This is a genomic window from Arthrobacter sp. NicSoilC5 (genome assembly GCF_019977395.1).
GTDB lineage: Bacteria > Actinomycetota > Actinomycetes > Actinomycetales > Micrococcaceae > Arthrobacter.
This window is the reverse complement of the sequence record NZ_AP024660.1, coordinates 1,366,111-1,387,663: the sequence shown is the minus strand read 5'-3', so window position 1 is coordinate 1,387,663 and position 21,553 is coordinate 1,366,111. Positions and strand designations below refer to the sequence as shown.

The following is a 21,553-nucleotide window of genomic DNA, read 5'->3' as shown; positions in this document are numbered from 1 at the left end:
CTACTGGCCCTGTTCCTTGTACTTGGCCTCGGTGGCGGCCTTCTGTGGGCGCCACCAGTCCTCGTTGTCCCGGTACCAGGCGATAGTGTCCTCGATGCCGGTATCAAAGTTGGAGAACCGGGGTTCCCAGCCGAGCTCGGTCCGCAGCTTTGTGGAATCGATCGCGTAGCGCAGGTCGTGGCCGGCCCGGTCGATGACGTGGTCATAGGCGTCCGGCGCCTGGCCCATGTGCTTCAGGATCAGCTCAACAACGTCCTTGTTGTTCTTCTCACCGTCGGCACCAATCAGGTAGGTCTCGCCGATGCGCCCCTTGGCAATGATGGCCAGGACGGCGGAGGAGTGGTCGTTCGCGTGGATCCAGTCGCGGACATTTTCCCCCTTGCCGTAGAGCTTGGGCCGGATGCCGTCAATCACGTTGGTGATCTGCCGCGGGATGAACTTTTCCACGTGCTGGTACGGACCGTAGTTGTTGGAGCAGTTGCTGATGGTTGCCTGGAGGCCAAATGAGCGGACCCAGGCGCGGACCAGAAGGTCGGATCCGGCCTTCGTGGAGGAGTACGGGCTGGACGGGTTATAGGGGGTCTGTTCCGTGAAGCGTTCGGGATCATCGAGCTCGAGATCGCCGTAGACCTCGTCAGTGGAAATGTGGTGGAAGCGCTTGTTGTGCTTCCGCGCTGCTTCGATGAGGGTGTAGGTCCCGATGATGTTGGTGTCAAGGAAGGGCCGGGGATCGTGCAGGGAGTTGTCGTTGTGCGATTCTGCTGCGTAGTGGACCACTACATCTGCTTCGGCAACGAGCCCGTCCACGAGTGCGGGGTCGGCAATGTCACCTTGAACGAATGAGAAGCGGTCGGCTGGGAGGCCCTGCAGCGACGCCAGGTTGCCGGCGTAGGTCAACTTGTCCAGAACAGTGACATGGTCTTCGGTGTTCTCAATAACGTAGTGGACAAAGTTCGAGCCAATGAAGCCGGCACCGCCGGTAACAAGAAGTCGCTGCATAATTCCCAAGACTACCGGATTTGCCGCTGCACTTAGCTAAAGGAAAGATGGGTGCATGCGCGGAATAATACTCGCCGGCGGTACCGGCTCGAGGCTCCACCCCATCACCTTGGGCGTCAGTAAGCAGTTGGTCCCGGTCTACGACAAGCCCATGATCTACTACCCGCTCTCCACCTTGATCCTCGCGGGCATCCGGGACATCCTCATTATCACCACCCCCCACGACGCCGAGCAGTTCGAGCGGCTCCTGGGGGACGGGTCCCGGTTTGGTGTCTCCATCACCTACAAGCAGCAGCCGTCTCCCGACGGCCTAGCTCAGGCGTTTGTGCTCGGTGCCGAGCACATTGGTGATGACAGCGTGGCCCTTGTCCTGGGCGACAACATCTTCTACGGGCACGGCATGGGCACGCAGCTGCGGCGCTTCGAAAACATTGACGGTGGTGCAGTGTTCGGTTACTGGGTGGCCGATCCGAAGGCCTACGGCGTTGTGGAGTTCGACGAGAACGGCAAGGCGGTCTCGCTGGAAGAGAAGCCTGCGGAACCCAAGAGCCACTATGCGGTGCCCGGGCTCTATTTCTACGATAACGACGTCGTGGATATTGCAAAGAACCTTAAGCCGTCCGCCCGGGGAGAGCTTGAAATCACTGACGTCAACCGCACTTACCTGGAGCGCGGCAAGCTGCAGGTCGAGATTCTTCCGCGGGGGACCGCATGGCTGGACACGGGAACTTTCAATGACCTGAACGACGCCTCGAACTTTGTCCGGACCACTGAGAACCGGCAGGGGCTCAAGATCGGGGCACCCGAGGAAATTGCCTGGCGTCTGGGATTCCTCACGGATGACGAACTGCGTGAGCGGGCGGAGCCTCTCGTCAAGAGCGGTTACGGCTCCTACCTCATCGAGCTGCTGGAACACGGCCGTTGATCCACAAACGAAACAGCAGGGGCGGGACCGCGAAAGCGGTCCCGCCCCTGCTGTTTGCGGGCCGGGTCAGTTGAGGCGGGTTTTCGCCCCGCCCGTGGAGGTCCAGCTGACAGTGCCTCCCTGGAAGGTCTGGCTGCAGGAAAGCTTGTCGGCGGTACAGGTCTGGCCGTTAGTAGGGAATGCCAGCGCACCGTTTTCGAAGCCCTGCGCCGCCCAGCTCTGCTGGATGGGCCCCGGTATCATCACCTGGGCGCCGCTCGCGGCGGACCACATGATGGTTCCCTTCTCGAAGTTCTGGAAGCAGCCGCCGTTCCGCAGGCCACAGATAGCGCCGCTGGTGGGGTACCCCAGCGATCCGCCCTCAAAGCCTGTGGTGGCCCACTTGTCGCGGATAGGTGCCGATGACATGGTCTGGGCTCCGGTGGCAGGTGAGTACATCACGGTTCCGTTGACGAAGTTCTGGAAGCAGCCGCCGTTCCGCAGACCGCACACCTGTTCGCTCGTTGGGTAGCCAAGGATTCCGTTCTCAAAACCGGAAGCTATCCAGGCGTCCCGGACCGGGCCGAACGACATGGCGTGCGCCGCGCTGGCATTGGACCACATCACTGTCCCGCCCAGGTAGTTCTGGAAGCACCCGGCACCGACCAGCCCGCAAATAACATTCGAGGCGGGGTAGCCAAGGGCGCCGTTTTCGAACCCCTGCTTCTGCCAGAAGTCACGGATGGGTCCGAGCAGGCTGGGCTGCGCGCCTGCTGCGGGGGAGTACATGAGGGCACCCTTGGCGAACATCTGGAAGCATCCGCCGTCCTTGAGGCCGCAGATCTGTGCTGAGGAGGGGTAACCGAGGGCCCCTCCTGAGGCGCCGAGGTTCTTCCACGCCTGGGCCATGGGTCCGGCCGGGACGGTCTGGATCGGTGTGGCCGCGGAGTAGGCGACCGTGCCCTTTTCAAAGGACTGCCAGCATTCGCTCTGAACGGCGCCGCAACTGGCCGGACCCGTCGGGTAGCCCAGCTGGCCGTTTTCGAAGCCCGATTGCGCCCAGTAGTTAAGGATGCGGCCCGTCATCGAGTACGCCCCGGACGTGGGGGAGAACAGGATGCTTCCACCCTGGAACAGCTGGTAGCAGCCGCCGCCACGCAGTCCGCACACTTCCTTGGCCAAGGGGAATCCGATCGGTTCGCCCTTTGCGCGCGCTGCCTTCCAGGTGTCACCGATGCCCATGTAGATGGGCCAGGCTCCAGCTGTGGAGGTCCATCCAATAACTCCGCCGGTGAACAGCTGGGTGCAGTCGGAAGCTGTGCAGGTCGCATCCGTGCTGGGGAAGCCAAGGAGGCCGTTCTCAAACCCGTCTTTTGCCCAGGCATCAAGAATCGGTCCTGATTTGACCAGGTGGGCGCCGCTGGAAGGACTCCACAGCCCCGATCCTGCCTGGAACAGTTGGAAGCATCCGCCCGACCGCAGCCCGCATGTCGCATTGCTCGTCGGGTAGCCCCATGGCCCGTTTTCGTAGCCCTGCGCCGCCCAGGCATCCCGGATCGCGCCAAATGGAACGAAAGCGGCACCTGTGGCAGGGGAAGACATGATGCTGCCGCCCTGGAAGTTCTGGAAACAGCCGTTGTTCTTCAGTCCGCAGATCAAGTCACTGGTCGGATAGCCGGCCGGACTGCGCTCAGCGCCTAGGGCCTGCCACGCGCCGGTGACCGGTCCGGCCGAAACAGCGAAAGCCCCGGAGGCTGAGGACCACATGACGGTCCCGCCCTGGAACCCTTGGTAGCAACCGCCACTGGTTAAACCGCAGGTGATAGCGGTGGTTTGGCTGCCGAGGGAGGGGTGGCTCCCTGCATACGCTGCAATTTGCTGAGTGGCCTGCGACGGGACCTGGATAGTGGGAGCGCTGCTTCCCGCGAACCGCTGGAGTGCTGCGAAGTCGCCGTTCCATACATTTGAGTCGCCGGCAAAGGGACCGGTGCTGCTGTACTGCCAGATGCTGTAGGTGCTCCAGCTTGCCGGCAGCATTCCGGGCGATGACGCCGGTGTCATCGGATAGGCAGCGACCCATAACGGGTAGTCCCCGAATGCGGCGGAGTTGTTGGTGCAGGTTGCCCACCAATCGGTGGTTGAGTAGATCACCGGCAGCCGGCCCGTCAACGCCCGCATGGTGGAGCCGAAGTCCGCAATCCATGCCGTCATTTGGGCGGGCGTCATGTCATAGCAGATGTTGCCGTCGTAAGGGTTGTATTCAATGTCAAGGACCGGGGGCAGTGTGTAGCCGTCCGCGCTCCAGCCCCCTCCGTTGTTGACGAAGAAGCGCGCCTGGTCAGCGCCAGATGTCGATGACGGGTGGGCGAAGTGGTAGGCACCGCGAATCATGCCCACGTTCCGTGCACCCTGGTATTGGGAGTTGAATAATTCGTTCGTGTAGTAGGTGCCTTCGGACGCCTTTACGTAGGCAAACCGCGCGCCCTTGTTCCACTCGCCTTGCCAGTCCACGCTTGGCTGCCACTTGCTGACGTCCAGTCCAAGGACGCCAAATGTTGGGTTCCAAGTGCCTTCCGTGGACAAAGACTGCGTCGACAAGCCTGAGCCTGCCGCGATTGCCGTATCACGTGCCACCCGCGAGGAACGCTGTCCCATTTGGGCCCCACCGGCAGCGAGCAGCTCCTGCCTGGACAACTTCTTCGTGGTGGAGGGCGCTGCCGGGTTAGTGCCGGTGGGAGACGGCGCAGGGGCGGGAGCTGCAGGTGAAGCGGTCGGGACGGCCGGAGGGGTTGTAGAGGGTGCACCCTGCAAAGCCGGTGCCGGCGAAGGCGCGGTCTGGGATTGCGCCGCGGTGGACGTCGGTGACGGAGCGGGCGTCGGGCTGGAATCAACGGCGAAGGCGACTCCGCTCAGGCCCGGTCCTGTTAAAAGGGAGCAGGCAAGTAGTACGAGCCCAAAAGACTTCAGGACTGGGCGACGGGACTGAGACAGGTTCCGCTTCATGTGTGCTCCGGAGACAATGAGGCGCTCCCCCAAGCGCCTCTTTGGATACTGCTCAGGTGATTTCCCCCAGGAAGGCACCTGATAGTGCTATTTCGATAAATAACGCGCTCACCATAGCACCGGTGTTACCAGCGAAACCAGTGATTCTGGTGTTACTTATGTGAATCCTGTGGTCATCCAGATCCAATCCTGAGGCCTACTGGAGACAATCTTGAGGTTCCTCGGTTATCCACACAGCCGGAGGATGACTTGTTGCCGCCGGGCAAGCTCCCTAGGCTGTAGCCCAGTCGCACTGCCTCCGCCGGGGGCGGCAGTTGTATGGGGGAACATATGGACGCGCTGGGAATTGTCGAGGACGAAGTCCGCGAGCTCATCCGCCGCCGCGGACTGGACCCGCTCAGGCAGGCAGGCGAGGTCCGGCGGCTGGTCGAAGCAGCCGTCACGGACTATGACGAACGGGCTTTGATGGGGCCACTGCCGCCCCTCGGCCCGCTTGATGCGGCCCGCCGGTTCCTCTTCGACGCCGTCGCCGGTTTCGGTGTACTCCAACCGCTCCTCGATGACCCGTCCATCGAGGAAATCTGGCTCAATGCACCCAACGAAATCTACGTGGCACGCAATGGCGAGTCTGAACTGACGTCGCTGAGCCTCACGGAACAGCAGGTGCGCGATCTCGTAGAGCGCATGCTCAAAAGCTCCGGCCGAAGACTGGATATGTCATCACCCTTCGTCGATGCCGCACTGCCGGACGGCTCAAGGCTGCACGTCGTGATTCCAGATGTCACCCGCCGTCACTGGGCAGTGAACATTCGCAAGTTTGTGGTGAAGGCCAGCCGCCTGGAACATCTGGTGGAGTTGGGCACGCTGACGCCGCAAGCAGCACGCTTTCTCGGCGCGGCGGTGTCCAGCGGCCTCAACATCCTCGTGTCCGGAGCAACCCAGGCAGGTAAAACCACCATGCTGAACTGCCTGGCCGCGAGCATCGGCAGCCGGGAACGTGTCATCACCGTCGAGGAAATTTTCGAACTGCAATTTCCCCTCCGGGACGTGGTGGGCCTGCAGTGCCGTCAACCGAATCTCGAAGGCGAGGGTGAAATTCCACTCCGGCGCCTGGTGAAGGAAGCGCTGAGGATGCGTCCGGACAGGCTGGTGGTGGGGGAGGTGCGCGAAGCCGAGAGCCTGGACATGCTCATTGCCCTGAACTCGGGCCTGCCGGGAATGTGTACTGTCCACGCGAACTCGGCACATGATGCAGTCACCAAGATATGCACGCTCCCGCTATTGGCGGGCGAAAACATTTCCAGTGCCTTCGTCGTTCCCACTGTCGCATCCTGCATCGATCTCGTCGTGCACTGCAGCAGGCATCCTGATGGACGGCGGCAAGTCACGCAGATCCTGTCGCTGGGCCGCCGCGTGGAGAACGGCATTATCGAATCATCCCTGGTCTTTGGCCTGGAGAACGGCGCCCTGCACCCCCGCGCCAACGCCATGCCTTCGGCGGAGAAATTCTCGAGGGCCGGGTACGACGTCGCCGCTCTGCTGGATCCGCGATGACGGCCACGCTGGTGGGAACGGTCGCCGGGGTTGGCTTCTTCCTCATTTGGTGGTCCTGCTGGGAAACGCCAAGCCGCGGTCAGCGCGAGCGTAAGCCAGGCCGCCTGGGCGACCTGCTCGCGGCCGCCGGGGTCGACAAAGTCTCGGCGCGCGGCCTGGTGGGGACGTGCCTTGGGCTGGGGATCTTTGTGGCACTGCTCTTTTACGCGCTTAGCCGCTCCTGGCCTATCGCCGGCTGCTTCGGGCTCTTCGGCGCGTGGCTGCCGATCACCATCCTCCGCTGGCGGGCCAGGAAACGGACGGCAATGCTGCGCCAGCTCTGGCCCGACGTCGTCGATCACCTGCGGTCTGCAATCCGGGCAGGCCTGCCCCTGCCTGAAGCCCTTATCCAGCTCGGGGACAAGGGGCCCGAGGAACTGCGGCCCCTCTTTCGCGAGTTCGGTGCCGACTACCGCGCCGGTGGCCAGTTCGATGGCTCTCTGAACAAGCTGAAACAGCGGCTGGCCGACCCCGTTGCCGACCGCATCATCGAAGCACTCCGGTTGACGCGCGAAGTGGGCGGCTCCGACCTCGGGAAGCTCTTGGGCACACTGGCTGAATTCCTGCGGGAAAACGCACGGACCCGCAGCGAGCTCGAGGCGAGGCAGTCCTGGACCATCAACGCCGCACGGCTCGCCGTCGCTGCGCCGTGGATCGTGATGATCCTCCTCGCGACAAGGCCCGAGGCAATCCAGGCATACAACACGCCCATGGGTGCCGCAGTACTGCTCGGGGGCTTGGTGGTCTCTTTGGTCTGCTACACGATCATGTTGAAGATCGGGGCGCTGCCGCAGGACGAAAGGGTGCTCCGATGATTCTCTCTTCTCCTGCAGCGGTGGCTTGTGGAATCGGCCTCGGCCTGGGGTTGTGGCTCGTGATTTTCCGGTCCCCTCCGATGCGCCCCCTGACACTGTCGGAGCGGATTGAGCCCCAACTGAAGTCGCAGAACCTGGAGTCGCGACTCCTTCGCGCCGGCGAGCAGAACCTCACGCCATTCGGCCCCCTTGAACGGATCCTCCGTCCCGTCTTCCGCGACTGGCTGTCCGCACTGGGAAGACTCAACCCCTCGCCAGGGGCCACCTCGCGGCGGCTTGCCCAGGCTGGAATCAACAAGTCACCCATCGACTTCCGAGCCGAGCAGTTGCTGTGGGCCGCGGCCGGTTTCGTTTTTTCGCTCACCGTCATCCTCATTGGTGCCGCAGCGGGCAGGTTCAGCCCTTTCCTCGCGGCCGGGGTGATCATTGGCAGTGCTGCAGCGGGCTTTGTGCTGCGCGATTACTGGCTCGGCGTCCAGGTCCGGCGACGGGAAACCCGGATGATGGCAGAGTTCCCCAGCCTTGCCGAACTAATGGCCCTGGCGGTCGGCGCAGGGGAGAGCGCGACAGGCGCCCTGGACCGCGTCTGCAGAAGTGCGAAAGGCGAACTGTCCAAGGAATTCTCGAAGATCCTCGCGGAGACAAGGGCAGGCAAGCCCCTGGTTCTGGCCTTGCAGGAGTTCTCCGCGCGAACCGACCTTGCACCGCTGGTCAGGTTCGTCGACGGCATCATCGTCGCGGTGGAACGGGGCACACCCCTCGCAGACGTGCTCCGCGCCCAGGCGCAGGACGTACGCGATTCAGCGAAGCGCGACCTCATGGAAGCCGCAGGGAAGAAGGAGATCGCGATGATGGTCCCGCTGGTTTTCGGAGTGCTTCCCCTGACCGTGGTCTTCGCGGTGTTCCCCGGTCTCGCGGCCATCAACCTGGGCTTCTGACGATGAGTACAACCCGAAGCCCGCACTTCAGCAACACCCTTCAAGTCCCCTCAACGAAACAGGAATAGGACGCAAAGATGAAAACCATGGGAATCCGCTGGGCGACGCTGCTTCTTTCCCTGGCGGCCTTGCTGCAGCTCCAGATGATCCGGGCTGTTCGCCTGCACCCGCGTCAGGCCGCACAGTACGACGCCGGTTCCGATTACCGCCTGGATGCGCCGGCAGCCGAAAGCGATCATCCCGAGCGCGGCGACGTACCGGGCTGGGTGATGATTACGTTGATGTCAGCGGTCCTGGTGGCGGCCCTGCTGGCGCTCGCAGGCCCTGCACTTGAGGCCATGTTCAACCAGGCAATGGACAAGGTGGGGAACTGAACCATGAGGAGGGCTGCTCCCCGCACGGCTGAGCAGCCGGCGCTGTCCCGGGCAGGCGAGCAGGGATCGGCCGTGGTGGACTTCGTCCTGATTGGCGGGCTGCTGACGATGTTCTTCCTGGCGATAGTCCAGTTAACGCTGGTCCTCCACGTCAGGAACACCCTCATCGATGCTGCCGCCTCCGGGGCGCGGTACGGAACCCTCGCTGACCGCAATGCCTCCGACGCCGAAGAACGGACCCGCAGCCTCATAAGCGTGGCCCTCACCCCGGGCTTCGCGGAACACATCAGTACCCAGGAAGTGGACGTCCACGGCATGCGCTCTCTGGAAGTCACGGTCCGCTCTCCCATGCCTGTCATTGGCCTCATTGGACCCCGGGACCTGCTGGAGGTGAAGGGACATGCAGCCGTTCAGCCCTGACCCAGCCACCTGGAAAACAATGCCCGGCTGGAAAGCAAAGCCCTGCTCCCAAGGAATGCCCGGCTGCCATCCGGTGCTGGGCTCCAAGGCGCACCTGCGCTTCCGGACCCGCCTGGCAGAAGCACTCTGCCGGGAGCGGTCCGGGGACGCCGGCCCGGGGGACACATCCCAGGAGTCCGCGCCTGCCTGCCGGAAAAGCGGGAACCAGCCGCGCCTGACACATGAACAGGGAAGCGCAGTGGTCGAGTTTACGTTCCTTGCACTCCTGTTGATGGTCCCGCTTGTGTACTTCGTCATCACGGTCGGGCAGATCCAGGGAGGCTCCTTCGCCGTGGTGGGCGCCGCGGACCAGGCAGCGAAGGTCTACGTGGCCCAGCCCGATGCTGTAACCGCCCAGGCTGCAGCCGAGCAGGCGGTGGCACTTGCCCTCTCCGATTTCGGTCACCAGGCGGACCGGGCCAGCATGACCACCGCCTGCAGCCCCGCAGACTGCCAGGCGGCGGGCAGTACGGTAACAGTGACGGTGAGCCTGAGTGTGCCGCTGCCGTTCATCCCCTTTGCCGAGGGGCTGTCCGCCACAGAGGTTCAAGCGTCATCCTCCCAGCTGGTAGGGCGGTACCGATGAAGCGCAGGGAACCGGACGAGAACGGCCAGTTGATGGTCATGATCCTCGGCTATGTGGTCCTGGCGCTCCTGGTGGCGACGGTGGTCATCGGAATATCCGCCGTCTATCTGGAGCACAAGCGCCTGCTGTCCCTGGCGGACGGGGCCTCGCTTGCTGCTGCGGACAGCTACACGCTGGGGGAAGTCTCAACACAGGGCGGCAGCCCCTCGGCAGTCCTCAACCCTTCCCGCGTCCGGAACGTGGCAGCCGACTTCGTTGCCAGGAGCCCTGCCTCGCAACGTTTCTCCAGCCTTACCGTCGCGGGGGCAACGGGTACGCCGGACGGTTCCACCGCCGTCGTGGTCCTCACAGCGGCCGTCCACCCGCCTGTGGTGAATTTCCTGATACCCGACGGCATCCCCATTGAAGCGACGTCAACCGCGCGCTCGCGGTTGACCCGGTAGGACGCAGGCCGCCGAGCCGGCCGGTATTCCCCGATAGCGTAGGCTTAAACCACCATGGCCAATATTGATTTTTCCGCTGAAATCCGCGCGCTCCGCGCCACCTACGAGTCCATCGAACGCGTCACCGACGTGGAGGCGCTCAAGGAAGACATCGCCGAACTCAGCGAGCGGGCGGGGGAGCCGAACCTTTGGGACGATCCCGCGGCCGCGCAGAAAGTCACTTCCAGGCTGTCCCACCGCCAGTCTGAACTGGAGCGCCTCACTAACCTGGAGTCCCGGATCGACGACCTCGAGGTCCTGGTGGAACTCGGGCAGGACGAGGACGACGCCGACTCGATGGGGGAGGCCGCTGCCGAACTCGAGTCCATCAAGAAGGCCCTCAAGGACCTGGAAGTGGTCACCCTGCTGTCCGGCGAATACGACGAACGCGAAGCTGTGGTCTCCATCAGGGCCGGTGCGGGCGGCGTGGACGCGGCGGACTTCGCCGAAATGCTCATGCGCATGTACCTCCGCTGGGCTGAGCGGCACGGGTACCCCACCACGGTCATGGATACCTCCTACGCGGAGGAAGCCGGACTGAAGTCAGCCACTTTTGAGGTGAAGGCGCCGTATGCGTACGGCACGCTCAGCGTGGAAGCCGGCACCCACCGCCTTGTCAGGATCAGCCCGTTCGACAACCAGGGACGCCGCCAGACGTCGTTCGCAGCCGTTGAAGTCATTCCGCTGATCGAGCAGACAGACTCGATCGAAATCCCGGACAACGAAATCAGGGTGGACGTATTCCGTTCCTCCGGCCCGGGCGGCCAATCGGTCAACACCACCGACTCCGCCGTCCGCCTCACCCACATCCCCACCGGCACCGTGGTCTCCATGCAGAACGAGAAATCGCAGCTGCAGAACCGCGCAGCTGCCATGCGCGTTCTGCAGTCCCGGCTCCTGCTGCTGAAGAAGGAACAGGAGGACGCGGAAAAGAAGGCGCTGGCCGGCGACGTCAAGGCCTCCTGGGGCGACCAGATGCGCTCCTATGTCCTGAACCCGTACCAAATGGTGAAGGACCTGCGCACCGAACACGAGGTGGGCAATACGTCCGCGGTGTTCGACGGCGAGATTGACGATTTCATCGACGCGGGCATCCGCTGGCGTACTGACAACCGCAACGCTGAAAAGTAGGCGGTCCTCCCGGCTGCCCGCCGGCTGATCCGGCGACACGCCACCGAAAGCCCGCCCAACCGCCGGCCATCCTGCGTATAGTCGAGGGGCCGGGGCCCTACTTTCCCCAAACGAAAACCCGTGCACCGGCTGCAGAACTGGGCTGCATCAGACGGATCAGCCATGCCCTGCAGGGTACTTAGGGCCATGATCCGATTCGAAAATGTCACCAAGGTTTACGACCAGAAAGCCCGACCGGCGCTGGATTCCGTCAATCTTGAGATCGACCGCGGCGAATTCGCCTTCCTCGTGGGTGCTTCCGGTTCCGGGAAGTCCACCTTCCTCCGGCTGGTGTTGAAGGAAGACCGCGCCACCTCCGGTGCCGTGTACGTCGCCGGCCAGAATGTCGCCAAGATTTCCAGCTGGCGTGTTCCCCGCCTCCGGCGCGGCATCGGCGTCGTCTTCCAGGACTTCCGGCTCCTGCCGCAGAAGAACGTGTTCGCCAATGTGGCGTTCGCCATGCAAGTCATCGGCAAGAGCCGCAGCGTGATCCGCGACACCGTCCCCGAGGTCCTCAAAACAGTAGGGCTCGAAGGCAAGGAACACCGCATGCCGCACGAGCTGTCCGGCGGCGAGCAGCAGCGCGTTGCCATCGCGCGCGCCGTGGTCAACCGGCCCGGAATCCTCCTCGCGGACGAACCGACGGGAAACCTTGACCCCACCACCTCCATGGGAATCATGGGCGTGCTGGACAAGATCAACCAGAACGGAACCACGGTGGTGATGGCCACCCACGATGACGACATCGTCAACGAGATGCGCAAGCGGGTGGTGGAACTCAAGAACGGCGTGGTGATCCGCGACGAAGCCAGGGCCTTGTACACGTCGATGATCCCCGTCGTCGGGCAGTCCCGGCGCCTGAAGGACGCCAGCGGCCGGGAAGCGCCCGACGCCGGCCTTCCGGGCAACGGTGCCGAAGGCGAGGCCCAGCGGTGAGGCTCGCATTCATTCTTTCCGAGATTGGCAGCGGCCTGCGCCGCAACCTTTCCATGGTGGTCTCAGTCATCCTGGTCACGTTCGTGTCCCTCACATTCGTGGGCGCGGCCGGCATGCTGCAGATGCAGATCAACCAGATGAAGGGCTATTGGTACGACAAGGTCCAGGTGGCCATCTTCCTTTGCAGCGAAGGTTCGACGGCGCCGGGTTGCGCCTCGGGGCCCGTCACCCCTGAGCAGCAACAGGGCTTGAACGCGCTCCTGGAGTCACCGGCCGTGGCGCAGTACATCAATGACTTCCAGTTCGAGTCCAAGGATGAGGCCTACAAGCACTTCAAGGACCAGTTCTCCAACTCGCCCATCGTTGATTCCGTGACGCCGGACCAGTTGCCGGCATCGTTCCGGATCAATATGAAGGACCCGGAGAAGTACCAGATCATCAGCGAGACCTTCTCCTCCCAGCCTGGCGTGGAAACGGTGATTGACCAGCGCCAGCTGCTCGAGCGTCTCTTCTCGGTGATGAACGGGGCTTCCCTGGTGGCAGTGGGCATCGCAGGTGTGATGATCGTCTGCGCGATCCTGCTGATCGCCACCACCATCAGGCTCTCTGCATTCAGCAGGCGCAGGGAAACCGGAATCATGAGGCTTGTCGGTGCATCCAAGACCGTCATCCAGTTGCCGTTCATCCTCGAGGGCGTCATAGCGGCGGTCATCGGTGCAGCCCTGGCCTCGGGCACCCTGTGGGCAGTGGCGCAGTTCTTCCTGGGCGACTACATGTCCCGCCAGTACCCTGACACGGCCTTCATCTCCTCCGGCCAGACCCTGATCCTCGCACCGGCGCTGCTGGTCCTTGGCGGATCCTTGGCAGGAATTTCGTCTCTCTTGACCTTACGCAGATATTTGCGCGTTTAGGCTGTGCACACCGACCGAGGAATGCCCATGAACGTAACTGATCAGACCTTGCACCGCCCCCGGCACAGCCGCGGGCGGACCGCTGCCCGCCGTTTGGGGATCGTCAGCGGCGTGCTCACCATCATCCTTTCCGCCGGGATGGCCGTTGCCACCCCTGTCGCTTTCGCAGACGACCTCGAAGACCGCAAGGCTGCGCTCGAGGCTGAGGCTGCCCGTGTCCAGGCGTCCTTGGAGTTCGTCGATTCCCGGATTGCCAAGGCCGCCGGTGACCTGGTGATCTACCAGGGCCAGTTGCCGGGTGCCCAGCAGGCGCTGCTTGAAGCCCAGGGGCGGGTCGCCGGCGCGGTCAAGGAAGTCGAAGCCCTGTCGGCCCGCGTGGACATGGCCCAGCAGAACAAAGCCAAGATCACCCAGCAACTGGAAACAGACAAGCAAAAGATCGCGGACACGAAAAAACTGATCGGGCAGATCGCCACCCAGGCCTACAAGTCCGGCGGCGTTCCCTCCAACTTGTCGCTCTTCTTCGGTTCCAACAGCGGCAGCAGCCTGACCGAAACCATGGACCTCGCGGACCAGGCCATGCGCAGCCAAAACGCTGCCATGGACAAGCTCAGCCAGCAGAATGCCACCAACGTCAACTCCGAAGCACGGCTTCAGGCCGTCGAAGCGGAGATCAAGGACCTTAAGGCCAAAGCAGACGCCGCGCTGGAGCGGGAGAAGGCGGCCCGCGATGAGGCTGCGGCCAAGAAGGCCCAGGTTGACCAGCTGATTGCCGATACCACCCGGCTCGATGCCGAGCTCCAGGCGGCCAAGCCCGGGATCCAGGCGCAGCTGGCCGGTGTCCAGGCCAACCAGAACCAGGTGGCCAACGAAATTGCTGAACGTGACCGCAAGGCCCGCGAGGCGTGGGAAGCAGAACAGCGCCGGCAGGCTGAGGCCGCAGCTGCAGCCGCTGCCGCCGCAGCCGCGGCAGCGAACCGCCCCGCCCCGCCCGTCCAGCCGTACGTACCGCCGGCGGCCGGCTCGCCGTCGGCCTTTGGCCTCCGCCATCCCTTTGACGGCAGCATTCCCATCACCTCCGGCTTTGGATACCGCACCACTCCGCCGGGAACGATCGACTTCTACGGCACCGGCGGCTACATGCATACCGGCATCGACTTCGGTGCCGCCTGCGGCACCCCCGTGTATGCGGCGGCTGCCGGGGAGGTCTTCAGCTCCGGGTGGAACTCCGCCGATGGTGGCGGGTGGCGCGTCAAGATCGATCATGGCGTGATGCAGGGCAACACCCTGACCACCATCTACTACCACAACTCGAGCATCGTGGTTTCAAACGGGCAGCGGGTCTCGCAGGGCCAGCTGATCGCGTACTCGGGCAGCACCGGCAACTCCACCGGCTGCCACGCCCACTTCGAAACCTGGCTCAACGGCAGGGCTGTGGACCCCATGGGCCTGCTCTAGGGGACAAGCGCCGCTGCCGTAGACTTGTATAGCTCCGGGCCGAAGGCCCGGAGGCATCCGACCTGAACCCGAGGAGTTTTCCCGTGCCTAAAGAAAGTGGCCGTAAGGTGGTGGCCACCAACCGCAAGGCCCGGCACGACTATCACGTGCTGGACACTTACGAGGCCGGCATCGCACTGATGGGCACCGAGGTGAAGTCCCTGCGCGAGGGCCACGCCTCGATGGTGGACGGATTCTGCACGTTCTACAACGACGAACTGTGGATGGAAGCGATCCACATTCCCGAGTACAACCAGGGCAGCTGGACCAACCACGCTGCGCGCCGCCGCCGTAAGCTGCTGCTGCACCGCGAGGAGCTCATCAAGATTTCCCGCAAGGTCCAGGAAGCCGGTTACACCATCGTGCCGCTCCAGCTGTACTTTGTGGACGGCCGGGCCAAGGTGGAAATCGCGGTGGCCCGCGGTAAGCGTGAGTATGACAAGCGGCAGACGCTGCGGGAACAGCAGGACAACCGTGAGGCCCAGCGCGAGATGCGCGAGCGCAACCGCCGCCGCTAGGAATTATTTCGGCAGGGCGTGCGTTAGTATGAATAGTCCGGCAGGCTTGCCAGCCGGTTTGGTAACAAAATACGGGGATGATCGGTTTCGACGGTGTTAGTCGCGACAGGTGAAGCGGGCCGAGGATGCAGAATTATCTCGTAAACGCTTTCTGCAAACCAATAAGTGCCGAATCTAAGCGCACTGACTTCGCTCTTGCTGCCTAAGCAGTAAGACAGTCCGTCAGCCCGGGGTTGCTATCGCCCCGGATCCTGGCGTCATTTAGATAGCCACTGCTGTTTGCTCCCGTCATCGGAGTAAACGGGACTTTTAGATGACTGGGCCCGGATCAGCCAGCTGTTTGCGGCATGGCTGGGGCCGAGAAAATCCGACGCAAACTGCGCCCGGAGAAGCCCTGACAACACGACATCGGACGGGGGTTCAATTCCCCCCATCTCCACCCCGGCGGGCCGGACATCCACAGGATGTCCGGCCTGCTTCGTAAAACACCCCGGTCTTCGGACCGGGGTGTTTTTCTTTGCCCATGATCCACGTCCGGGCCAAAATGCTCTAGCGGGGTGGCCCGGCAGGCCGGTACCGTCCAGTCCATGCACAACGACCCGCCGCAACCGCCCACTGAAGTACTGGACGCCGGAACATGCTGGGACCTCCTGCATGGAGTGTCCGTCGGCCATCTGGCCGTGCTGGTGGACGGATATCCGGAAGTCTTCCCCGTCAACTACAAGGTGGATCAACAGTCGGTGATCTTCCGCACCGGGGAAGGAACCAAGCTGCGGGCCGCCGGGGGACCACTCGCCGTCGCGCTTGAAGCAGACGGCCATGACGACGTCCAGGCGTGGAGCGTGCTGGTCAAAGGCAAGGCCGTCATCCTGGAGCCGTCAGAGGAGCTCCTGTCCGGGGCGGGCCTCACGTTGTTTCCCTGGCAGGCCGGAGAAAAGGACCACTTTGTCCGAATCGTCCCCACTTCCGTCAGCGGCAGGCGCTTCACCATCACGTCCCCGCTGACCTGGTGGAACCACGTGGGGCAACGTGCGGGCAGGGACTCTGCGTAGCCGGCGGCGGGCCCATCGGCCCTTTGCTGAACGACTCCTTGCTGGTAGCACTGACCTATGATCGCGTCCCCCACCGCCGCCGCTGCCAAGCCTCCGTTCGACGCCGTCATTTTCGACTTGGACGGGGTGGTCACCAACACGGCCCTGGTCCACCATGCCGCATGGAAGGACGCCTTCGACCGGATCCTGCAGGACCCGAGGATTCCATCCGGTACCAACCGTGCCCCGCTCAGCAGGTCGGACTACCTCACCTTCATCGATGGCATGCCCCGCGAGGAAGGCGTGGTGCGGTTCCTGGCAAGCAGGGGAGTGCATCTTGAAATAGGCCAGGAGACAGATGAGGCCGGAACCTGGACCGGATTCGGCCTGGGCCGGTGGAAGAACGCCCTGTTCCTGGAACACCTCCAGCGGGATGGCGTCCAAAGCTACCCCGGAACGCTGCAACTGCTGCAACGGCTCGCACGCGCGGAGGTGCCAACGGCCGTCGTCACGTCAAGCCGGAACGCCGCGTCGGTTCTGGCGGCAGCGGGCATACAGGGCTTCTTCACCGTGGTGTTGGACGGAGCGGCGGCGGCACGTCTTGGGCTGCAGGGAAAGCCGGCACCTGACGCTTTCCTTGAGGCGGCAGCCAGGCTGGGAGTCGCTCCATCGCATGCCGTGGTGATTGAGGACTCCGCTGCAGGCGTTGAGGCAGGGCGGCGGGGCGGTTTTGGCCTCGTGGTGGGGATCGACCGCACCGGCAACCGCAGGCAGCTCGAAGCCGCGGGCGCCGGAACAGTCCTCAACGACGTGGGAGAGCTGGACCTGGGCCAGGTCATCGGCAATGCCTGGCACCTCGTGTTCGAAGGTTTCGACGCCGCCCACGAGGGACACCGGGAAGCCCTGACCACCCTTGGCAACGGTTACATGGGCGTCCGTGGGGCGGCGCCGGAGGGTGGTCCGTTCAGCTACGCAGGAATGTACCTCGCCGGCGTCTACAACCGTGTCAGGGCAAAGTCCGCCGACGAGATGCTGCTGGAAGAACACATGGTCAACGCACCCGACTGCCTTCCCCTTGATCTTCGCCTGCCCGGCCGGCAATGGTGGTCGGAAGGCGGCATGGCCGTGGTGCGCGAACGGAGGGTCCTGGACCTCAAGAGGGCGGTGCTGGAGCGAAGGCTGTTACTGGAGGGGCCGGACCGGCGGCGCCTGGAAGTGGTACAGACCCGCTTTGCGTCCATGGCCGAACCCCACCTGCTGGCCCTTCAAACGGTTATTACGGCACTGGGCTGGAGCGGAGCAGTTGAGGTCCGCAGCGGAATCAATGCCGGTGTCCGCAATGCCAACCTGCCCGAACGCGCCCAAGGATCCGATGTCCACCTGGCAGACAGGACAGCCCCGCCGTGCCCGGACCAGGACCTGCCCCCGGACGCCGCCTCCGTCGTCGAAGTTGAAACCACCCAAAGCCTGATCCGCATCGCCGCAGCCTACCGGACCCATGTTTCTCCTGGGGCGGCCGGAACCGAGGTGGGCAGGAAAGGGGCTTTCCACTTCCGGACCCTGCGGCTCTCCCTCGAGGCCGGTATCCCGGTCCAGATCACCAAGACGGTGGCGGTGGTGACGTCCCGCGACCGGGCCATCGCCTCGCCGGAAACGGGGGCCCGTGCGGTCCTTGAGCGTACCGGCGGAAACTTCGATGCATTGCTGGCGGCGCACGAGGAGGCATGGCGGCGCGAGCTCCGTCCGTTCCTGGTGGAGATTGACGCGCCGGTCCAGGTGCGGCTGGTCCTCAACCTGCACATCTTCCATCTCCTGCAGACATTGACACACCACACGGCTGAACTGGACGCCGGCGTTACCGCCCGCGGCCTGCACGGCGAGGGCTACCGAGGCCATGTCTTCTGGGATGAGCTGTTCGTCCTCCCGGTACTCACCTCAAGGACTCCCGATATTGCCCGCTCAGTGCTCGATTACCGGTGGCGCCGGCTTCCGGCGGCCCGGCACGCGGCTGCCACGGAGGGACTCGCAGGCGCGAAGTTCCCGTGGCAAAGCGGAAGTGACGGGACCGAAGAAACCCCAAAATGGCTGTACAACGACAGGTCCGGCAGGTGGGTGCGGGACCACTCGCACCTGCAGGTCCACTCCGGCCTGGCCGTGGCCTTCAATGCCTGGCAGTACTTCCAGGCCACGGGAAACAAGATCTGGCTCCTCCAGAAGGGGGCTGAGCTGGTCATCGAGGTTGCCCGGTTCTTCCACTCCCTGGCGGCCTACGACGACCACGGCGGCAGGTACCACCTGCGGGACGTGGTGGGTCCGGACGAGTACCACACGGGCTATCCCGGCCGCGACAAACCCGGGCTGGATGACAATGCGTACACCAATGTCATGGCGGCCTGGGTCTGCTCGCAGGCAGCAGGCATCATGTCCTTCCTGCACGGCAGCGAGCGTGCCGGACTCATGGAACGCCTTGGAGTCAGCGAGGAGGAAACAGCCGGGTGGGCGCACATGGGAACCGCCATGTACGTGCCCTTTCACAGTGACGGCGTGATCAGCCAGTTCGAAGGCTACGGGAACTTGCAGGAACTCGACTGGGAACACTACCGGGACCGGTACGGCGACATTGAACGGCTGGACCTGATCCTCGAAGCTGAAGACGACGCAACCAACGGCTACAAACTGGCAAAGCAGGCGGATGTCCTGATGCTCCCGTACCTCCTGGGCCATGAAGGGTTGATCGCCATCCTCCAGCGGCTGCACTACGGCTTTACGCAGGAGCAACTCAACCGGACCATCGAGTACTACCTGGCCCGGACGGCCCACGGGTCCACGCTGAGCCGGGTGGCACACGCCTCTGTCCTGGCAGGCCTGGATGCGGACCGGGCATGGGACAGCTTCCGGGAAGCGCTCGACGCCGACCTCGACGACACCCAACACGGCACCACCCGCACGGGTATCCATTTAGGTGCGATGGCCGGAACCATCGACGTGGTCCAGCGCAGCTTTGCGGGGCTGCGGTTCAGCGGCGACACCATCCTGTTCGCTCCCAACCTGCCGACGGGGCTCCGTGCGGTAGCCTTTGAGGTCCTGTACCGGGGCCACCGCCTCCGGGTCAACCTTAAGGACGGGCACATGAGCATCGCTTCCGCACCCGGTGACGCCGGCCCCATCACTGTGCACGTGTCCGGCAATGATGTGGTCCTTCCACCCGGCCAGACCCGGCAGTTCCCCATACCTGTAAAGGATCCGGGGGTGGCGGCGTCATGAAGAGGCTGGGGATCCTCACCAGCGGGGGTGACTGCCCGGGAGTCAACGCGGTTATCCGGGGAGCCGTGCTGGGCGGTGATGTTGCGCATGGGTACGAATTCCTGGGATTCCGGGATGGGTGGCGTGGTGTCCTGGAACAGGACGTTGTTCCGTTACCCCGGACGAGCGTCCGGGGTATTTCGCGCCTGGGCGGAACCATCCTGGGCACGTCCAGGACCAATCCGCTGGTGGAGAAGGGGATCGACGGCGTCCGCGCCTGCGTCCAGCGCAACGGCCTCGACGGACTGATTGCCATCGGGGGAGAGGGCACCTTGGCGGCAGCCCGCGAGCTGTGCGGACAGGGCATCAATGTGGTGGGGGTGCCCAAGACCATCGACAATGACCTCGGCGCCACGGACTACACGTTCGGCTTTGATACGGCGGTCCAGACTGCCACCGAGGCCATCGACCGCTTGCGGACTACAGGCGAATCCCATCACCGGTGCATGGTTGCCGAAGTCATGGGCCGCAATGCGGGCTGGATAGCACTGCATTCGGGAATGGCCTCCGGTGCGCACGCCATCCTGGTGCCTGAGCACCCCGTGTCCCTGGACCAAATTTGCTCGTGGGTACTTTCCGCCCGTGACCGTGGCAGGGCGCCCCTTGTCGTCGTGGCCGAGGCCTTCGCGCCCGAGGGCCACCCGGCCCCCTACTCTCCCCGTGGCCTGGATACCTTCGGACGGCCGCGCCTGGGAGGCATCGGACTGCTGCTGGAGGGGGAACTGCAGATGAGGACAGGCATCGAAACCCGGGCCACGGTCCTGGGCCACATCCAGCGCGGTGGCGAACCCACGGCCTTCGACCGTGTCCTTGCCACCCGGCTGGGGCTGGCCGCCGTCGAGTCCGCTGCGGCAGGAAGGTGGGGCACCATGGTGTCGCTTCGGGGCACCGACATCGTCAACGTTGGCCTCGAGGAAGCGCTGGGGGCACTGAAGGTGGTGCCGGAGGCGCGCTACCAGGAGGCCGCTGTCCTGTTCGGCTGACTGTCCTCCGGCCGGATCCGCAAAACGGCGGATCCCGTAATCCTGTCGGCTGCCAGGTCTTCCAAAGCTCTGTCCGCAGCATCGAAAGGGTAGGCCGTAGTGGTGATGGACAGGGAAAGCCGCGCCGCGAGGGCCAGGAACTCACGCCCGTCGGCCCGGGTATTGGCTGTCACGCTGCGCACCTGGCGTTCGAAGAAGAGCTCCCTGCCGTAATCCAGGGAAGGGATGCCGCTCAGGTGGATCCCGGCGATGGCCAGGGTCCCGCCACGGTCCAGGGCACGCAGCGCGACCGGGACCAGACCGCCCACCGGGGCGAAGAGAATGGCAGCATCGAGCGGTACCGGCGGGCTGTCGTAAGCGTCTCCCGCATACTCAGCACCCAACTCCATTGCGAGCGCCCGGGCATTTTCGGAACGCGTCATCACGAACACGGAGGCGCCCTGCTTGAGCGCGAGCTGGGCCGTGATGTGCGCAGAGCTGCCGAAGCCGTAGATGCCCAGGCGCCCGCCAACGGGCAGGGCGGCGCGCTTCAGGGCCCGGTATCCGATGATCCCGGAACAGAGCAGCGGCGCGGCCTGTTCGTCGGTGAAGACCGCGGGTACCGGGTAGGCAAAGTCCTCTGAGACGGTCATCTGCTCGGCATAGCCGCCGTCCCGGTCCCATCCGGTGAACACCGGTGCTACGCACAGATTCTCGTCGCCGCGGCGGCAGTAGTCGCAGCGGCCGCAGACACCGCCCAGCCATGCTACCCCGACCCTGTCACCGGGCCTGAAGCGGGAGCAGTCCGGCCCCGTTTCAATGACGACGCCGACTGCTTCGTGCCCGGGCACCACCTGCGGGTGCCGCGGAGGCAGGTCTCCCTCGGCGAGGTGGAGGTCGGTGCGGCAAACGCCGCAGACGCTCACTTCCACCAGGATTTCACCGGCTGCTGGCCGGGGCGCGGCGCGGATCCCCTGTACCAGTGGATGGGTGGATATGGCGCCGGGCTCATTAACCCACCATGCGCGCATTGTTTCTCCTGCCCGGAGCCTGCAGGCCCGTGGCTCGCGGC

Annotated in this window: 19 protein-coding genes and 1 other RNA gene; 17 read left to right on the top strand and 3 right to left on the bottom strand. The window is 64.1% G+C overall.

Translation table 11 applies throughout. The features are described 5' to 3' along the window. Entirely contained in the window at positions 1–999 is a 999-nt protein-coding gene (gene rfbB / locus LDO22_RS06490) for a dTDP-glucose 4,6-dehydratase (RefSeq protein WP_159631582.1), read from the bottom strand. Positions 1,000–1,054: 55 nt separating this feature from the next. On the opposite strand from rfbB, the gene rfbA reads away from it, so the two are divergent. Beyond that, positions 1,055–1,924, top strand: a complete 870-nt coding sequence (gene rfbA, locus LDO22_RS06485; protein WP_159631583.1) for a glucose-1-phosphate thymidylyltransferase RfbA — start codon at positions 1,055–1,057, stop codon at positions 1,922–1,924. 66 nt (positions 1,925–1,990) lie between these two features. On the opposite strand, the gene LDO22_RS06480 is transcribed toward rfbA, so the two are convergent. Continuing rightward, complete coding sequence (locus LDO22_RS06480) at positions 1,991–4,501, bottom strand: GH25 family lysozyme (protein WP_308209012.1); 2,511 nt, start codon at positions 4,499–4,501, stop codon at positions 1,991–1,993. Between the two features lie 735 nt (positions 4,502–5,236). Between LDO22_RS06480 and LDO22_RS06475 the strand changes: the two genes are divergently transcribed. From LDO22_RS06475 to LDO22_RS06400, 16 genes are all read left to right on the top strand, one after another. Then, positions 5,237–6,460, top strand: a complete 1,224-nt coding sequence (locus tag LDO22_RS06475) for an ATPase, T2SS/T4P/T4SS family (protein ID WP_159631585.1) — start codon at positions 5,237–5,239, stop codon at positions 6,458–6,460. Next, positions 6,457–7,314 carry a type II secretion system F family protein gene (locus tag LDO22_RS06470; RefSeq protein WP_224026505.1) on the top strand — a complete coding sequence of 286 codons (858 nt, stop codon included), beginning with the start codon at positions 6,457–6,459 and terminating at the stop codon, positions 7,312–7,314. Before LDO22_RS06475 ends, LDO22_RS06470 begins: the two co-directional genes overlap by 4 nt. Continuing rightward, positions 7,311–8,252 carry a type II secretion system F family protein gene (locus LDO22_RS06465; protein ID WP_224026504.1) on the top strand — a complete coding sequence of 314 codons (942 nt, stop codon included), beginning with the start codon at positions 7,311–7,313 and terminating at the stop codon, positions 8,250–8,252. The genes LDO22_RS06470 and LDO22_RS06465 overlap by 4 nt, the downstream gene beginning before the upstream one ends. A gap of 77 nt (positions 8,253–8,329) precedes the next feature. Next, on the top strand, positions 8,330–8,626 hold the full coding sequence (locus LDO22_RS06460; RefSeq protein ID WP_224027308.1) for a hypothetical protein: 297 nt from the start codon (positions 8,330–8,332) through the stop codon (positions 8,624–8,626). 3 nt (positions 8,627–8,629) lie between these two features. Then, complete coding sequence (locus LDO22_RS06455) at positions 8,630–9,046, top strand: TadE family protein (RefSeq protein ID WP_224026503.1); 417 nt, start codon at positions 8,630–8,632, stop codon at positions 9,044–9,046. A gap of 238 nt (positions 9,047–9,284) precedes the next feature. Continuing rightward, positions 9,285–9,671: a hypothetical protein gene (locus LDO22_RS06450; protein ID WP_308209011.1), complete on the top strand. Its 387-nt coding sequence runs from the start codon at positions 9,285–9,287 to the stop codon at positions 9,669–9,671. Further along, a complete protein-coding gene (locus LDO22_RS06445; protein ID WP_159631591.1) occupies positions 9,668–10,114 on the top strand; it encodes a pilus assembly protein TadG-related protein in 447 nt (148 codons plus the stop codon). Before LDO22_RS06450 ends, LDO22_RS06445 begins: the two co-directional genes overlap by 4 nt. Positions 10,115–10,168: 54 nt before the next feature. Continuing rightward, a complete protein-coding gene (gene prfB / locus LDO22_RS06440) occupies positions 10,169–11,284 on the top strand; it encodes a peptide chain release factor 2 (protein ID WP_159631592.1) in 1,116 nt (371 codons plus the stop codon). 186 nt (positions 11,285–11,470) lie between these two features. Beyond that, positions 11,471–12,259, top strand: a complete 789-nt coding sequence (gene ftsE / locus LDO22_RS06435; protein WP_159631593.1) for a cell division ATP-binding protein FtsE — start codon at positions 11,471–11,473, stop codon at positions 12,257–12,259. After that, on the top strand, positions 12,256–13,170 hold the full coding sequence (gene ftsX, locus LDO22_RS06430) for a permease-like cell division protein FtsX (protein WP_224026502.1): 915 nt from the start codon (positions 12,256–12,258) through the stop codon (positions 13,168–13,170). Before ftsE ends, ftsX begins: the two co-directional genes overlap by 4 nt. 27 nt (positions 13,171–13,197) lie before the next feature. Further along, positions 13,198–14,628 (top strand): M23 family metallopeptidase, encoded by a 1,431-nt coding sequence (locus LDO22_RS06425; RefSeq protein ID WP_159631595.1) that lies wholly within the window; start codon positions 13,198–13,200, stop codon positions 14,626–14,628. An 83-nt stretch (positions 14,629–14,711) separates the two neighbouring features. Then, the gene (gene smpB / locus LDO22_RS06420) at positions 14,712–15,185 is read left to right on the top strand and encodes an SsrA-binding protein SmpB (RefSeq protein WP_043453530.1); all 474 of its coding nucleotides are present in this window, start codon (positions 14,712–14,714) and stop codon (positions 15,183–15,185) included. Between the two features lie 73 nt (positions 15,186–15,258). Beyond that, positions 15,259–15,627, top strand: a transfer-messenger RNA (tmRNA) gene (gene ssrA / locus LDO22_RS06415). 145 nt (positions 15,628–15,772) lie between these two features. Continuing rightward, on the top strand, positions 15,773–16,237 hold the full coding sequence (locus LDO22_RS06410) for a pyridoxamine 5'-phosphate oxidase family protein (protein WP_224026501.1): 465 nt from the start codon (positions 15,773–15,775) through the stop codon (positions 16,235–16,237). A 57-nt stretch (positions 16,238–16,294) separates the two neighbouring features. Beyond that, positions 16,295–19,480, top strand: coding sequence for an HAD-IA family hydrolase (locus LDO22_RS06405; RefSeq protein WP_224026500.1), 3,186 nt, complete (start codon positions 16,295–16,297; stop codon positions 19,478–19,480). Continuing rightward, a complete protein-coding gene (locus tag LDO22_RS06400) occupies positions 19,477–20,502 on the top strand; it encodes an ATP-dependent 6-phosphofructokinase (RefSeq protein ID WP_224026499.1) in 1,026 nt (341 codons plus the stop codon). Before LDO22_RS06405 ends, LDO22_RS06400 begins: the two co-directional genes overlap by 4 nt. Here the strand turns inward: LDO22_RS06400 and LDO22_RS06395 are convergent. Then, positions 20,472–21,512 (bottom strand): zinc-dependent alcohol dehydrogenase family protein, encoded by a 1,041-nt coding sequence (locus LDO22_RS06395; protein ID WP_224026498.1) that lies wholly within the window; start codon positions 21,510–21,512, stop codon positions 20,472–20,474. The genes LDO22_RS06400 and LDO22_RS06395 overlap by 31 nt on opposite strands. Positions 21,513–21,553 lie beyond the last annotated feature (41 nt).

Bases quoted from the DNA above. Each gene is read 5' to 3' on its own strand.
- rfbA (WP_159631583.1), top strand. From the start codon at position 1,055: ATGCGCGGAATAATACTCGCCGGCGGTACCGGCTCGAGGCTCCACCCC.
- LDO22_RS06395 (WP_224026498.1), bottom strand. From the start codon at position 21,512: ATGCGCGCATGGTGGGTTAATGAGCCCGGCGCCATATCCACCCATCCA.
- LDO22_RS06470 (WP_224026505.1), top strand. From the start codon at position 6,457: ATGACGGCCACGCTGGTGGGAACGGTCGCCGGGGTTGGCTTCTTCCTC.
- LDO22_RS06455 (WP_224026503.1), top strand. From the start codon at position 8,630: ATGAGGAGGGCTGCTCCCCGCACGGCTGAGCAGCCGGCGCTGTCCCGG.
- LDO22_RS06475 (WP_159631585.1), top strand. From the start codon at position 5,237: ATGGACGCGCTGGGAATTGTCGAGGACGAAGTCCGCGAGCTCATCCGC.
- LDO22_RS06460 (WP_224027308.1), top strand. From the start codon at position 8,330: ATGAAAACCATGGGAATCCGCTGGGCGACGCTGCTTCTTTCCCTGGCG.
- ftsE (WP_159631593.1), top strand. From the start codon at position 11,471: ATGATCCGATTCGAAAATGTCACCAAGGTTTACGACCAGAAAGCCCGA.
- prfB (WP_159631592.1), top strand. From the start codon at position 10,169: ATGGCCAATATTGATTTTTCCGCTGAAATCCGCGCGCTCCGCGCCACC.
- LDO22_RS06405 (WP_224026500.1), top strand. From the start codon at position 16,295: ATGATCGCGTCCCCCACCGCCGCCGCTGCCAAGCCTCCGTTCGACGCC.
- LDO22_RS06425 (WP_159631595.1), top strand. From the start codon at position 13,198: ATGAACGTAACTGATCAGACCTTGCACCGCCCCCGGCACAGCCGCGGG.
- LDO22_RS06445 (WP_159631591.1), top strand. From the start codon at position 9,668: ATGAAGCGCAGGGAACCGGACGAGAACGGCCAGTTGATGGTCATGATC.
- LDO22_RS06400 (WP_224026499.1), top strand. From the start codon at position 19,477: ATGAAGAGGCTGGGGATCCTCACCAGCGGGGGTGACTGCCCGGGAGTC.
- rfbB (WP_159631582.1), bottom strand. From the start codon at position 999: ATGCAGCGACTTCTTGTTACCGGCGGTGCCGGCTTCATTGGCTCGAAC.
- LDO22_RS06410 (WP_224026501.1), top strand. From the start codon at position 15,773: ATGCACAACGACCCGCCGCAACCGCCCACTGAAGTACTGGACGCCGGA.
- LDO22_RS06465 (WP_224026504.1), top strand. From the start codon at position 7,311: ATGATTCTCTCTTCTCCTGCAGCGGTGGCTTGTGGAATCGGCCTCGGC.